Source organism: Ruegeria sp. BG3 (assembly GCF_056538485.1).
Window position 1 is genome coordinate 1 of sequence record NZ_JBQFTE010000011.1, and the last position, 14,006, is coordinate 14,006.

At 58.7% G+C, this 14,006-nt stretch carries 13 protein-coding genes and 1 pseudogene; 6 read left to right on the forward strand and 8 right to left on the reverse strand.

Annotated features, from left to right (window positions below; translation table 11 throughout):
* Positions 1–194: 194 nt before the first annotated feature.
* Positions 195–449 (reverse strand): DUF6552 family protein, encoded by a 255-nt coding sequence (locus tag ACR0AI_RS17075; protein ID WP_480675790.1) that lies wholly within the window; start codon positions 447–449, stop codon positions 195–197.
* A complete protein-coding gene (locus ACR0AI_RS17080) occupies positions 439–1,143 on the reverse strand; it encodes an SDR family oxidoreductase (RefSeq protein ID WP_480675792.1) in 705 nt (234 codons plus the stop codon). The genes ACR0AI_RS17075 and ACR0AI_RS17080 overlap by 11 nt, the downstream gene beginning before the upstream one ends.
* A 98-nt stretch (positions 1,144–1,241) precedes the next feature.
* On the opposite strand from ACR0AI_RS17080, the gene ACR0AI_RS17085 reads away from it, so the two are divergent.
* Complete coding sequence (locus ACR0AI_RS17085; RefSeq protein WP_480675794.1) at positions 1,242–2,120, forward strand: LysR substrate-binding domain-containing protein; 879 nt, start codon at positions 1,242–1,244, stop codon at positions 2,118–2,120.
* 213 nt (positions 2,121–2,333) lie between these two features.
* Here the strand turns inward: ACR0AI_RS17085 and ACR0AI_RS17090 are convergent.
* From ACR0AI_RS17090 to ACR0AI_RS17100, 3 genes and pseudogenes are all read right to left on the reverse strand, one after another.
* Positions 2,334–3,039 (reverse strand): annotated as a pseudogene (locus ACR0AI_RS17090) (integrase arm-type DNA-binding domain-containing protein); the annotation flags it as partial.
* Between the two features lie 257 nt (positions 3,040–3,296).
* Positions 3,297–3,863 (reverse strand): tetratricopeptide repeat protein, encoded by a 567-nt coding sequence (locus ACR0AI_RS17095; RefSeq protein WP_480675796.1) that lies wholly within the window; start codon positions 3,861–3,863, stop codon positions 3,297–3,299.
* A 30-nt stretch (positions 3,864–3,893) separates the two neighbouring features.
* Positions 3,894–4,382: an Lrp/AsnC ligand binding domain-containing protein gene (locus ACR0AI_RS17100; RefSeq protein ID WP_170637391.1), complete on the reverse strand. Its 489-nt coding sequence runs from the start codon at positions 4,380–4,382 to the stop codon at positions 3,894–3,896.
* A gap of 103 nt (positions 4,383–4,485) precedes the next feature.
* On the opposite strand from ACR0AI_RS17100, the gene putA reads away from it, so the two are divergent.
* A complete protein-coding gene (gene putA, locus ACR0AI_RS17105; RefSeq protein ID WP_480675798.1) occupies positions 4,486–7,884 on the forward strand; it encodes a bifunctional proline dehydrogenase/L-glutamate gamma-semialdehyde dehydrogenase PutA in 3,399 nt (1,132 codons plus the stop codon).
* A 42-nt stretch (positions 7,885–7,926) separates the two neighbouring features.
* Positions 7,927–8,670 (forward strand): rhomboid family intramembrane serine protease, encoded by a 744-nt coding sequence (locus tag ACR0AI_RS17110; RefSeq protein ID WP_480675800.1) that lies wholly within the window; start codon positions 7,927–7,929, stop codon positions 8,668–8,670.
* Between the two features lie 6 nt (positions 8,671–8,676).
* On the opposite strand, the gene ACR0AI_RS17115 is transcribed toward ACR0AI_RS17110, so the two are convergent.
* Together ACR0AI_RS17115 and ACR0AI_RS17120 are read right to left on the reverse strand one after the other, a co-directional pair.
* Positions 8,677–9,462: an inositol monophosphatase family protein gene (locus tag ACR0AI_RS17115; RefSeq protein WP_480675802.1), complete on the reverse strand. Its 786-nt coding sequence runs from the start codon at positions 9,460–9,462 to the stop codon at positions 8,677–8,679.
* A 98-nt stretch (positions 9,463–9,560) separates the two neighbouring features.
* Positions 9,561–10,466 (reverse strand): LysR family transcriptional regulator, encoded by a 906-nt coding sequence (locus ACR0AI_RS17120; protein WP_170374775.1) that lies wholly within the window; start codon positions 10,464–10,466, stop codon positions 9,561–9,563.
* 94 nt (positions 10,467–10,560) lie between these two features.
* Between ACR0AI_RS17120 and metF the strand changes: the two genes are divergently transcribed.
* Together metF and ACR0AI_RS17130 are read left to right on the forward strand one after the other, a co-directional pair.
* Complete coding sequence (metF, locus tag ACR0AI_RS17125) at positions 10,561–11,427, forward strand: methylenetetrahydrofolate reductase [NAD(P)H] (protein WP_480675804.1); 867 nt, start codon at positions 10,561–10,563, stop codon at positions 11,425–11,427.
* Between the two features lie 184 nt (positions 11,428–11,611).
* Positions 11,612–12,274: a J domain-containing protein gene (locus ACR0AI_RS17130; protein WP_480675806.1), complete on the forward strand. Its 663-nt coding sequence runs from the start codon at positions 11,612–11,614 to the stop codon at positions 12,272–12,274.
* A gap of 70 nt (positions 12,275–12,344) precedes the next feature.
* Here the strand turns inward: ACR0AI_RS17130 and ACR0AI_RS17135 are convergent, their stop codons facing one another.
* Positions 12,345–12,863 carry a YHS domain-containing (seleno)protein gene (locus tag ACR0AI_RS17135; RefSeq protein ID WP_170643114.1) on the reverse strand — a complete coding sequence of 173 codons (519 nt, stop codon included), beginning with the start codon at positions 12,861–12,863 and terminating at the stop codon, positions 12,345–12,347.
* Between the two features lie 229 nt (positions 12,864–13,092).
* Between ACR0AI_RS17135 and yghU the strand changes: the two genes are divergently transcribed.
* Complete coding sequence (gene yghU / locus ACR0AI_RS17140; protein ID WP_480675808.1) at positions 13,093–13,971, forward strand: glutathione-dependent disulfide-bond oxidoreductase; 879 nt, start codon at positions 13,093–13,095, stop codon at positions 13,969–13,971.
* The last annotated feature ends 35 nt before the right edge of the window (positions 13,972–14,006 follow it).

The following is a 14,006-nucleotide window of genomic DNA, read 5'->3' on the forward strand; positions in this document are numbered from 1 at the left end:
AGCCTTTCAGTGAGGAACGGATCCATGTGTCAGGTACCAGCATTTGAACTGAAGATGTCGTGAAGATACCGGATCACGGTGAAAAGTCGAAAGTCTGTTTCTTCCGCAAAGCGGTCGCTCGGGAAGTTTCGGCGAATGACCGCTCCAAGCCCACACCTCCCTAATGCTTCCCAGCGCCATATGGTTGTTCTCTCTCATCTGCCGCTAACCATACCAGCAATCATTGCGCCTAGCGCGACAAGGTGGACAAGCATGAGCGCCTTGTCATTCCACAATGCGCCAACGGCGAACCAACCAACGACACCGACAAGAAACATGTATAGGTTCCAAGGTGCCCAACCAAACCCCGTTGCAGTATATCCCATGATCTGAACGGCGGATGCGCCCCACTTGACCGCGAAGACAAGGCGCTCGCGCGGCGATCCAAGGACCAAAGCATCAGACTGCACGGGTCAAGCCTCCGTCGATACGCAGGTTTTGTCCCGTCATATAGCCACCATCTTCCGAGGCGAGCCACGAAATAAGAGAAGACACCTCCGACGCCAACCCGTAACGCCCCATGGGAATACGCGCTTTGCGGTCTTCGGTTTCGGGCAGGCTGTCGATAAAGCCTGGAAGGACGTTGTTCATACGAATGTTGCCTGACGCATATTTGTCCGAGTAAAGCTTCGTGAATGCAGCAAGCCCGGCCCGGAATACCCCCGACGTTGGAAAAAGAGGGTCGGGTTCGAATGCCGCAAAGGTTGAGATGTTGATGATTGCTCCGCCGCCCTGCGCCTGCATTGTGGGTGTGACAAGCCGTGTCGGGCGGATCACGTTCATCAGGTAGACTTCCATCCCTTTTTGCCATTCGTCGTCGCTGATTTCGAGAACCGGACCCTTCGGTCCGTGGCCAGCAGAGTTCACCAAGACATTAATACGGCCCCAACGTTCCTTCGCACCCTCGACCAAAGCGTTCAGTGCTTCTCCGTCAAGGTTAGAGCCGGTCACGCCAAAGCCGCCGAGTTCGCCGCCGAGCGCCTCACCTTTGCCGGACGAGGACAGGATGCCGACCTTGAACCCATCTTCCGCCAATTTGCGGGCTGCATCCGCTCCCATACCGCTGCCGCCCGCTGTGATCAGAGCTACTTTTTCTACTGACATATCTAATACCCTTTCATGATTGGACTATATATGGATGGCTCAATGAAAAAGTACGATTGAGAATTGATGTTACATGACGGTAGAAATACTATCGTTAAATGACTGACCTTCCCCCGCTCAATAGTTTGCGTGCTTTCGATGCAGCAGGCCGCCGGCTTAGTTTCCGGGGCGCCGCTGATGAATTGGGCGTCACGCAAGGGGCCGTGGCGCAACAAGTGCGCCAGCTCGAAGCGCATCTTGATGTGGCCTTGTTTGAACGGGTGCCGAAGGGCCTACGGTTTACATCGGTCGGACGCAGCTTTCACAACCGGATAGCTAACGTGTTCGCTGACCTTCGATCCGCAACGGCAGAGTTGAAGCCAGAGCCGAACAAAGTCCTTATCAGCGTCACCCCGACTTTCGCAGCAAAATGGCTGATCCCCAACTTACCGGACTTTTCGGCAGCATACCCGAATATTGATTTGCGGATCATGGCCACTGAGAAAATCTCGAGCTTTCATAGCGACGGGATAGACCTCGCAGTGCGCCAAGGGTCGCCACCCTTCGGCGCTTCACTGGACGTGACGCTTTTGTTCAAGCGATCGCTCATCGCGGTAGCCGCGCCAAAATTCGCGGCCAAGGACGGTAGTCTCCTTGAGCCAGAAACCCTCACCAAACAGCCGAAGATCCATGACACCCATGATCTATGGCCCAGCTACCTTGCGCAATTAGGCGTCGAGGACCAGTCTCCCCGTGACCTCCGCTTGAGCCAAACGTCGCTTGCGGTCGACGCAGCCATCGCTGGGCAAGGCGTGGCCTTGGTTAGCCGGTTTCTAGTGGCTCAAGACATTGAAGCCGGACGCTTAGTCGAGGTTGGCGCAGCCTGGGACGTGGGCAGAAATGACTTCTATGTCCTCATGTCGCGAGCCACTAAAAACCATGAGGCAGTGGCCAACGTTGTGGCATGGCTCAAGTTGCGCTCCGCCGAAGATACCTAAGTGCCTTGAGTGGAAAGCAGTCATTCGCATCATTCGGGCGAATAGTGGGAAAGTCCACGAAGCAGACATTGGAAAGAGTTGAGACGAATGACCGCTCTGAGAACTAAACAGACTTAGGCAAAGTATTGAATTGATCTGTTCTTTCATCATCTTACGCTGGAGACACGGAGGATCAGTTCATGTATCGCACATTTGTTGTTAAATTTTTGTGGCCATATGCTTCCATTCCAACGTCAGCGCCTCGGATTTGCGAAAACCTGTGAACAAAAGCAACTAGTAGAACACCTTGTGAATGGGGTTGTACAGATCGTCCACTGATTAGCGCCATGCGCTCAAGTCCTCGATGATCGAACCGTCCGGTTATTCCTCATGCCACTCGATAGCCATCGTTGGGCATTCCGGCAGATCATGGACCCGCCGGGCGTGGTTCCAGACGGTCCGAAAATACTTCAAAATGTGATTTGCCGAGGACGGTGTCGCCGCCATGGACCTGTGACGATCGACAACCATGGATTTGGTGATCTCGTCCAAAGGCAGGCGCAGCCAATCTTTCAAATGAAGCTCGAACTGGTGCCGCACTCCGGATCGGTGGGCCTCAGACCGTAGCTTGGGACGTGCCAAATAGGTTTCCATGGCCGTCTCAAGAGTTGGTGCTCCAATCTGCAGCTGCCTGCCTGCTCCCCTGCCCCAGTCCAACGCGAAACCCAAAGCAGTTTGTCGTGCGACGTCCGCAGAAATCAGTGGGTAGCGCCCGATCAAAACACGCCGCGTTTGGCCCCCAATGTCTTTCTGGAAGTACCAGGTTTTCGACTGTTTCCCCACGAAGAGAACAAGCCCCCTGATCTCGTTGTCCCAATGCTTGGCGGTACCGTTTTTTTGTCTGCGGAACCTCGCGCGCGAATGTCTCTGTGAGCTTTGGTCTTTTATCGGCCTTTTGTCGGAAAAGGCATGATAGAAGACGCTACGACCTAGTACGAAATGCAACACATTATTGTACTAAATCAAAGGTATATAAGCTACACAATACTCAGTGAAACTAGTCTTCATTGCTTGGAAGGGAGGGGCTTTACCACTAAGCTATACCCGCTCAGCGTTTGGTTTGAGTGATCCAAGCATCTGGGGGCGTCAAGAACCGAAATCACGCCGGGCGTGCATTTCCTTGGGGCAGTGGGTCTGTCAGATATCCTCGCCCGGCGGCTCTAGCGCGCCGCCCGGTTCCAGCAAGGCCCGCTCGGACAGCCATGGGTTCAGCTCAAGGGCCGCAGTCAGGGCAGAACGGGCCTCATCCAATCTCCGCAGACCCAGCAACGTTAGGGCCCGGCCACTCATGGCCGCGATGTGATTTGGGGATAGCTCCAGCGCCCGATCCAGATCAACCAAAGCTGAAGGGAAGTCTTGCCGCAGGAAATTGACGAAAGCACGTTGGTTGTACCCTTCGGCGTAGTCCGGGCAGTAGACCACCAGCGCGTCCAGCTCCTGCAAAGCGCCCAAAAGATCCGATGCCTCGCGCCGCGCCATGCCGCGATCCAAAAGTGTCTGAGCGCGCAGATCGGGCGCATCGGTCCACAGCTCCCACATCTGGTTGGAAATCCCGCGCGCCTCAGACTGCGACTCGGCCTGTTGAATTTGTGCAATCAGCGCCCCCATTCCTTCCGAATGGTCCGGTGCAGACGGGCAGGATTGCGCCAAAGCGGGAGTTGTAAGCCAAAGGGCAAAGACAGGTGCTATGAACGTGCGGATCATAGACCAAGTGTGACGCACAATCCGCTTTGGTCAAGTTTCGCGGTCGATGCCACCCAGCAAACCGGTTTCTTTCACCGCTTCCATCGCAACAAAGGTCGAGGTATTGGCGACATGCGGCAGAGACGAGATCTTCTCGGCCAGCACCGCGCGGTATTCCGACATCGACCCGGTGCGCACCTTCAGCAGATAGTCGAAATTCGACGCGATCATATGGGCTTGCTCGATCTCCGCGATCTTGCGGACCGCGGCATTGAACTCGGCCAACGCTTTTTCCCGCGTGTCAGTCATGCGCACCTCGACAAAGGCCACGTGATCCAGCCCCAAACGGATCGGATCCAACATTGCCCGGTATCCTGTAATCACGCCGTCGGCCTCAAGCCGCTTCAACCGCGCCTGAGTCGGCGATTTCGACAACCCGATCCGCCGCGCCAGATCCGCGACCGAGACGCGTCCATCTTCCGCCAGAGCCTGCAGAATCGCACGGTCAAAACGGTCGAGGTCAGGAAAGTCCTTTTGCATCGATATACCGTCATAAATCAGTTCATTTGACCGGTGTATGACAAAACTTGGTCCGTTGTCCCGAGAAAATGCGCGTATACTGATAAAAACGCCCGGAGGAACTATGTCCCACAGCCTGCGCACATCCATCGACACCCATACCTATGCCGATCAAACGACCGTTCTGCAGGCATTGACCGATCAGGCCGCCCTCTCCGAGGCGGACCGTCACGCCATCTGCGACGCCGCCGCTCAGTTGGTTCGCGATATCCGCTCCAGCACTTCGCCCGGCATGATGGAAGTGTTTCTGGCCGAATACGGCCTGTCCACCGACGAAGGCGTGGCGCTGATGTGCCTGGCCGAGGCGCTGCTGCGAGTACCCGATGCGGATACGATTGATGCGCTGATCGAAGACAAGATCGCGCCCTCGGACTGGGGCAAACATTTGGGACAGTCCTCATCCTCGCTGGTCAACGCCTCGACCTGGGCCTTGATGCTGACCGGCAAGGTATTGGATGAGGGGAAGGCCTCGCCCGTCGGTGCCCTGCGCGGGGCGATCAAGCGGCTGGGTGAGCCGGTCATCCGCACCGCCGTTGGACGCGCGATGAAGGAAATGGGGCGTCAGTTCGTTCTGGGCGAGACCATTCAATCGGCCATGGATCGCGCCAGCGGGATGGAGGCCAAGGGCTACACCTACTCCTACGACATGCTGGGCGAAGCGGCCCGGACCGAAGCCGACGCCGCCCGCTATCACCTGTCCTATTCGCGCGCCATCGCCGCCATTGCCGAGGCGTGTACCCATGACGACATCCGCGCCAATCCCGGCATCTCGGTCAAGCTGTCCGCCCTGCATCCGCGTTATGAACTGGCGCAGGAGGCGCGTGTCATGGACGAACTTGTCCCCCGCCTGCGCGCGCTGGCCCTGCTGGCCAAGGCTGCCGGCATGGGCCTGAATGTGGACGCCGAGGAGGCCGACCGGCTGTCCCTGTCCCTGCAAGTGATCGAGGAGGTCATGGCCGAGCCTGCCTTGGCCGGTTGGGATGGGTTCGGCATCGTCGTGCAAGCTTACGGCCCGCGCGCCGGGCTCGTTCTGGATACGCTCTACGAAATGGCCGGGCGCCATGATCGCAAGCTGATGGTGCGGCTGGTCAAAGGCGCCTATTGGGATACGGAGATCAAGCGCGCGCAGGTCGAAGGGGTCGATGGCTTCCCCGTTTTCACACACAAGCCCGCGACCGATGTCTCGTATATCGCGAACGCCCGCAAACTGCTGGGCATGACCGACCGGATCTATCCGCAATTTGCCACGCATAACGCGCATACCGTCAGCGCGATCCTGCACATGGCCGAGGGGCAGCCGTTCGAGTTTCAGCGCCTGCACGGGATGGGCGAAACGCTACACGGGCTGGTTCTGGACAAGCACAAAACCCGTTGCCGCATCTACGCGCCGGTCGGCGCGCATCGCGATTTGCTGGCCTATCTGGTCCGGCGTCTGCTGGAGAACGGCGCGAACTCATCCTTCGTGAACCAGATTGTAGATGAGGCCGTCCCACCGGAAGAGGTCGCCACTGATCCGTTCACCGCGATTGAGACACCGCCCGCGCCTCTACCCACCGGGCCAGAGCTGTTTTTGCCCGAGCGCCCCAACTCCAAGGGCTTTGATCTGCACCACACGCCGACGCTGGACCAGATCGACGCAGCGCGGGATCGGTTCCAAGCAACTGATTGGCGCGCGGAGCCTTTGCTGTCCGAGGACGCGAAACCCATGGCTGAAGAGCCGGTGATTAACCCGGCCAAACCCCAGGACAAGCCCGGCACAGTTGCGTCGACCAGTATTGCGGATGTGGAGCTTGCCCTGGCCTCGGCCAGCCCATGGCAAGCCCTGGCAGAGCAACGCGCCAAAGCTCTGAACGCAGCCGCCGACCTGTATGAGGCCCATTTCGGAGAACTCTTCGCCGTTCTGGCACGCGAGGCGGGGAAATCCCTGCCCGATGCCGTTGCCGAGCTGCGCGAAGCGGTGGATTTCCTGCGCTACTACGCGGCGAACATCCCCGATGCCAAACCGGCTGGGGTCTTCACCTGTATCAGCCCGTGGAACTTCCCCCTGGCGATCTTCACCGGACAGATTTCGGCGGCTTTGGCAACCGGCAACGCCGTCCTCGCCAAACCCGCGCCGCAGACGCCTCTGATCGCGCATCGCGCGGTTCAGTTGTTGCACGAAGCCGGAGTTCCCCGAGATGTGTTGCAATTACTGCCGGGCGGGCCAGAGGTCGGGGCCGCGCTCACCTCGGATGCGCGCGTCTCGGGCGTGGCGTTCACCGGATCGACGGCGACAGCATTGAAAATCCGCTCGGCCATGGCGCAAAACATGCGGCCCGGCACACCTCTCATCGCCGAGACGGGCGGTTTGAACGCGATGATCGTGGACAGTACGGCGCTGCCGGAACAGGCGGTGCAGTCCATCATCGAAAGCGCGTTTCAATCAGCTGGTCAGCGCTGTTCGGCCCTGCGCTGCCTCTATCTGCAAGAGGATATCGCCGAGGATGTGCTGACCATGCTCAAAGGCGCGATGGACGCGCTGCAAGTGGGCGATCCGTGGCTGATCTCAACCGATTGCGGGCCGGTCATTGACAAGGCCGCGCGTCAGGGAATCGCGGACCATGTCGCGAAAGCCCGTGCAGAAGGGCGCGTTCTGAAAGAGCTCAACACGCCGCCCGAGGGGACGTTCATTGCCCCCACCCTGATCGAAATCGGTCGCATCGCCGATCTTGAGCGTGAAATTTTCGGCCCGGTTCTGCATGTCGCCCGGTTTAAGGCTCAAGAGATCGATGCGGTGATCCACGACATCAACGCCACTGGCTATGGGCTGACCTTCGGCCTGCACACCCGCATCGACGACAGGGTTCAGCACGTGACCGAGGCGATCCACGCGGGCAATGTCTATGTGAACCGCAACCAGATCGGCGCCATCGTGGGATCTCAGCCCTTCGGAGGCGAGGGGCTTTCGGGCACTGGCCCCAAGGCGGGCGGACCGAACTACATGGCCCGGTACTGCGCTCCGGATCGTCAGAGCACCTCAGAGACATGGCAGGCAACTGCGGAATTGCCCGCGCCGAAAGGGCAACCGGCCCCGGTTCGAACCCAAACCCTGCCCGGACCTACGGGGGAATCAAACCGGTTGTCTGAATTTGCCCGGCCTCCGCTGTTGTGTCTTGGCCCCGGCGAGAGCGCTGCGCGCGCTCAGGCAGATGCGGTTCTGGCTTTGGGTGGAACGGCGATTGAGGCGACGGGCATGCTCGACCTGCATCGACTGGAAAACCTGACCGGCTTTGCGGGCGTTCTGTGGTGGGGTGACGAGGAAACTGCCCTTCAGATCGAACATCACCTGGCGCGGCGCGACGGGCCGATCCTGCCCATGATCCCCGGCATGCCGGATCGCACGCGGGTATTGGCGGAACGCCATGTCTGCGTCGACACGACGGCGGCGGGCGGCAATGCGGCGCTGTTGGGTGGTGCGGCATAACCTGACCTTGACGCTGGGCGCGGAAAAGCCCAGCGTCGCGCCATGTTTCCGATCCGAGATCACAACCCCTCGGGGCGCACGCCCTATGTTGTCTACGCCCTGCTGGCCGCGAATATCCTGATCTTCATCAGCTATGTCGGGATCATGGATAACGCACGGGTGCTTCGGCAGTTCTATTTCGACTACGCAATCATTCCCGCCCGTAGCGCCGAAGGGGTCGCACTCGAGACCTTCGTGACCTCGATGTTCCTGCATGGCGGCTGGATGCATCTGGCGGGCAACATGCTGTTTCTTTGGATTTTCGGCGATAATCTGGAAGACGAAATGGGCCACTTGCCCTTTCTGCTGTTCTACCTTGTCGCCGGGATCGGAGCTGGACTAGTCCACGTGATAACCGCACCCGGCTCGGTGGTGCCCACAATCGGCGCATCAGGGGCGATTGCTGGCGTGATGGGCGGGTATCTATTGCTTTTTCCCAAAGCCCGAGTGGATATTCTGCTGATACTGATCGTCTATTTCCGAGTCTTTAGCATCCCGGCCTTCGTGATGCTCGGGGTTTGGCTGGCACTTCAGTTTTTTGGCAGTCTCTCAAGCAACCCCGACGAGGGCGGAGTTGCCTATTGGGCGCATACCGGTGGGTTCTTCGTGGGGCTGATCCTGTGTATCCCGCTCTGGCTGAAACGCGGAGGGCCAGCCTACTGGGACCGCACGCACGGTCACCCGCCTCACCCCGAGACGAAATACAAGCTGTCGCAATCCCGCATCCCGCGCGTGCCGCGCAGGTAAAGGCGTTTAGCCCCGGATGACCTTGGCAAAGCTGTCAAAGATCGGCTCGTTGGCGCAGATGACCTCGCCGTCTGCCAGAATGCTGCCTTCGGGGTTCAGCGGCTGAACCAGACCACCGGCCTCTTTCACGATGATGATCCCGGCGGCCAGATCCCAAGCGTTCAGGCGGCGTTCCCAAAAGCCCTCGTAGCGACCCGCCGCCACATAAGCCATGTCGAGCGCGGCTGCGCCCCAGCGGCGTACGCCGGCACATGTGGGCATCAGGCGCGCCAAATCTTGCAGCGTGGCAGGCAAATCCGAGCGACCACCGAAGGGCAAACCGGTCGAGAAAACAGACTCGATCATGCGGTGACGGCCCGAGACACGGATGCGCATATCGTTCATCCAGGCACCCTCGCCTTTTTCGGCGAAGAACATCTCGTCCTTGGCGGCGTCGTAGATCACACCGGCGACGATCTTGCCTTTGTGTTCCAGCGCGATCGAAATCGCCCAATGCGGCAACCCGTGCAAGAAGTTGGTTGTGCCGTCCAGCGGATCGACAATCCAGCGGCGCGTCGGATCCTCGCCGTCAATCGCGCCGCCCTCTTCGGCCAGCCAGCCATAGGTCGGGCGTGCGCCCAGCAGTTCCTCTTTCAGGATGGCTTCGGCGGCGATATCGGCCTTGGACACGAAATCGCCCGCGCCTTTCATCGACACCTGCAGGTTCTCGACTTCACGGAAATCCTTGACCAGAGACCGCCCCGCCTTGCGCGCGGCTTTGATCATGATGTTGAGATTTGCACTGCCAACCATTGTGAAAAGGCTCCTGTCCGGTCAAACCGCGCGTATACTGATGCAATGCGCCCTTGCCAAGAGGAATGATGCGCATAGCAGACCCAAGCGAAACGCCGTTACTGCGCCTGCAACTTCCGCGCCTCGTCCCGCGCCAGTTTGACCAGCTCTTGCACAAAGGGTTTTTCCAGATCCTCAGTGCGAACAGCTGCGTAGAGACGACGGGTGATCCCTTCTTTTGTCAGCGGGCGGGTGACGTAGTCCGAGTTGTACTTGACCTCACGCACGACCCAATCCGGCAAGACAGAAATCCCTCGATTTGAGGCGACAAGCAGCAAGATCACGGCGGTTAGTTCGACCTGACGGATGCTAGCCGGTTCAACCCGCGCCGGGATCAGCAACTGGCTGAACACGTCCAATCGCGTGCGCTCGACCGGATAGGTGATCAGGGTCTGACCGCGAAAATCCTCGGCCTCAATGAAGTCTTTCTCGGCCAGCGGATGGGAAGATGCCGCGACGAATACCGGGTTATAGTCGAACAATTCTACGAACTCGACACCTGGCAGGTCTTCGGGGTCGGAGGATACGACCAGATCAACCTCTTCCTTTTGCAAGGCAGGCAGCGCGTCAAAGGCCAAACCGGGGCGAATATCCACGTCGACATCGCCCCAGGACTTGCGGAAGGACTCCAACACTGGAAATAGCCATTCGAAACAGGCGTGGCATTCGATCGCGATATGCATCCGACCCGTACGGCCATCGCGCAGGGATGAGAACTCATGCTGCGCGGCCTCGACCTGAGGCAGAATCTGCTCGGCCAGCCGCAACAGACGCAGACCCGCCGCCGACAGCTTCATCGGCTTGGACCGACGCAGGAACAATTCGACCCCGGCTTGATCCTCCAGCCCTTTGATCTGGTGGCTCAGCGCCGATTGGGTGATGTTCAGCTGATCGGCGGCGCGCGCAAGGCCGCCACAGTCATGGATCGCCTTGATGGTGCGCAGGTGCCGGAATTCGATATGCATGTGAAGTGAGACTCATGTTGTTCTTGAGGAATATGAGTTTGTCTCACAATGCGTACCGTGCGACAAGACCCTCAGTTGATCCTGAGAGGCTGCGATGACCAAACCTGAAATCTCATTCGAGTTTTTTCCACCCAAAACGCTGGAGGCCTCATTCCGGCTGTGGGATACGGTGCAGACGCTGGCCCCTCTGGAGCCCAGGTTCGTTTCGGTCACCTATGGCGCTGGCGGCACCACGCGCGAGCTAACGCGGGATGCAGTCGCGACTTTACACAAGTCATCGGGACTGCCGGTTGCGGCGCATTTGACCTGCGTCGATGCCTCGCGTCAGGAAACGTTAGAGATTGCAGACACCTTCGCCCGTGCCGGTGTAGAGAACATCGTCGCATTGCGGGGCGATCCGCCAAAGGGTCAGGACAGGTTTGTCCCTCACCCCGAAGGTTTTGCCAACTCTGTTGAATTGATCGAGGCCCTCGCAGAAACCGAGATGTTCAGCATTCGGGTTGGCGCCTATCCCGACATTCATCCCGAAGCACGGGATACGCGGGCCGATATCGACTGGCTAAAGGCCAAGCTGGACGCGGGCGCCGATGAAGCACTGACGCAGTTCTTCTTCGAGGCCGAGACCTTCTTCAGGTTCCGTGATGCCTGTGTCAAAGCCGGGATCGATAAGCCGATCGTACCGGGCATCCTGCCGATCGAAAACTGGAAAGGCGCGCGCGCCTTTGCCCAGCGCTGCGGCACACGGATACCCGACTGGGTCGATCACGCCTTTGAAAAAGCCCTGCGCGATGATCGCGAGGATCTGCTGGCCACGGCACTGTGCACCGAGCTGTGTTCGGACCTGCTGGAGGGCGGTGTGGACAAGCTGCACTTCTACACCCTGAACCGGCCCGAGCTGACCCGCGACGTGTGTTTCGCACTTGGGATCACACCGAAGGCTGAACTGCAGAACGTCGCCTGATCCCTGTGGAAAAAGACGAAATGCCCGCGCCATCCGAAAACGCGGGCATTTTGCTTTGCCGCTGGAACAATGTCTGCACGGCCAGATCATTGTCCCCCGCAACTAGTTCAATCCTGAGAAGAATTTGACAAAATCGTGACCGTATTCAAACTGGTCTCGTGTATGTTAGTGAGTGTTTTTGAGTATGAAACCTGTCGATAAGATCGCAGCGCGAAACAGCGCGCTGGCGGACCTAGGGTTGTCGCCCTCTGCCAGTTCCGACGAAATCCGCGAAGCTTGGCGCAATATTGCCTTCCGGGCGCATCCGGACCACATGCCGGGGGATTGCGAAGACTTTTCGCGCGCCAAGACTGCCTATGATTTTCTACGCAAACAAGGGTTGGGCGCAAAAGGCGCATCGGGCCCGCAGATGCCGAAACGGCCACGCCTCAAAAAACGCGTGATCGAGTTGCCGCCCGAAGACATCTCCGCCTGCAAATCCATGCTGAACCCGACGCAAGCACTGCCGCATATGGCGGGTTCGCCATCGCCTCGGGACGCAGATGTCGAACCGGCCGCATCAGACCATGTGCCCGATGCCGTGGGATGCTACGGTCGTCACCTGACCTTTTTCGTGGCAACGCCAGTCACCGAAGGAGCGAACCGTATCGCCCTTCCGACCTCGGTGCTGAGCAACAGACGGCATGTCGAGACCGAGATTCTGAGCTTCAAGTCCAACAACGCCGGTCCGGGCGAGGTGGTGATTCCTGATACCATTTGCGAACGCAAATTTCCGGGGGCAAAAAGTGTCCGTATTCGGTTCGAAGCCGATCAGGACATGATCGACGAATTCTGGCTGGCTGGATAATCAGCCAGAAAAAAGCCCGGCTCAGTGGGGGGAGCCGGGCTGGATTTTCTTCAAGACACTGGCTACGCGATCAGTTGCTGACCGGACCTTCCGAGGTGAATTTCGGGATCACGCTGGTAGATGCGTCCGCACTTTCGATACCGGGCCAGTTACCTTCGGCCAGGTTGATGTTGCCGGGGATGTCCTCTTCGAAGAAGCCCACAACAACGTCGGTGATGTTCAGGTACAGCTTGTCATCAACGATACGCCACAGGTTCGGGTTTGCCGGAACCTTGCCACCTTTTGAGACGCCATAGGCGCAATGCCCGTCATATTGAGGTGCGTAGTAGGCCGGGTTCTCAAGGAACTTGTCGCGGTTTTCTTCCGATGCAAAAGCCCAGGTTGCGCCATTGTATTCCGCCGTGATGTCGGCATTGCCGCGTACACCTTCTGGCTGCGACGTCCCCACCGGTGCCTGATCAAGGCCGCGATAGGCGACAACATCATAGCCAGAGACCGCGAATCCGGTTCCGTCGACATATTGGGGGCCTGCAAAAGCCGGAATTGCCAGAGCCATGGCCGCAGCAAAAGACAGGGCAAAACGTTTCATGTGGTCATTCCTTTTTCGTGTATCGGGGGTGCCGTTTGGCTGACACCACAGACAATAAGCGATTCTGGGGCGCTTCGTAGGCCCGCTCGCGCCGGTGTGACCATCAACGAGATTTCGTGAGAGAATTATTACAGTTTCCCGCGTCAAGCGGGGTTGGACTCGGGGATTTGCAACATTAGCTGTTAGCGCATCGGCTTTGCAGCCCTGCGATTGGCAAGAAAGGCATCAGATGAGCGATCAATCCACTTACACTCCCCCAAAAGTCTGGACCTGGGATAGCGAAAGCGGCGGACGCTTCGCCAATATCAACCGCCCCATCGCCGGCGCAACCCATGACAAGGACCTGCCCATTGGCCGCCACCCCATGCAGCTTTATTCGCTGGCCACGCCAAATGGCGTCAAAGTGACAGTTATGCTCGAAGAGCTTTTGGCGCTGGGTCACGAAGAAGCCGAATACAATGCGTGGCTGATCAATATCGGCGAAGGGGACCAGTTCAGCTCGGGCTTTGTCGAGGCGAACCCAAACTCGAAAATCCCAGCGCTCTGGGATCGGTCGGGCGAGGAACAAGTGCGCGTCTTCGAAAGCGCTTCGATCCTGTTCCATCTGGCCGAAAAATTCGGAGCGTTCTTGCCTGAGTCAGGCCCGGAACGGACCGAAGTGATGAACTGGGTGTTCTGGCAGATGGGTAGCGCGCCTTATCTGGGCGGCGGATTCGGCCATTTCTACGCCTATGCGCCTGAGAAATGGGAGTACCCGATCAACCGCTTCGCCATGGAAGCCAAGCGCCAGCTGGACGTGCTGGACCGTCAACTGGCCGAAAACACCTATATCGCAGGCGAGGATTACTCGATCGCGGATATGGCGATTTGGCCCTGGTATGGGCAGCTGGTTCTTGGACGTCTCTATGATGCTGCCGAGTTCCTCGATGTGGAATCCTATGAAAACGTCATGCGTTGGGCCAAGGCGATTGACGCGCGTCCGGCCGTAAAGCGGGGCCGCATGGTCAACCGCGCGTTTGGCGAGCCGCATACGCAGCTTCATGAACGCCATGAGGCCAGCGATTTTGATACCCGCACGCAGGACAAGCTGGAAGCGGCAGCGGATTAATCTCTTCGAGGTTCGTTCGGGACATTTGGCGCGGT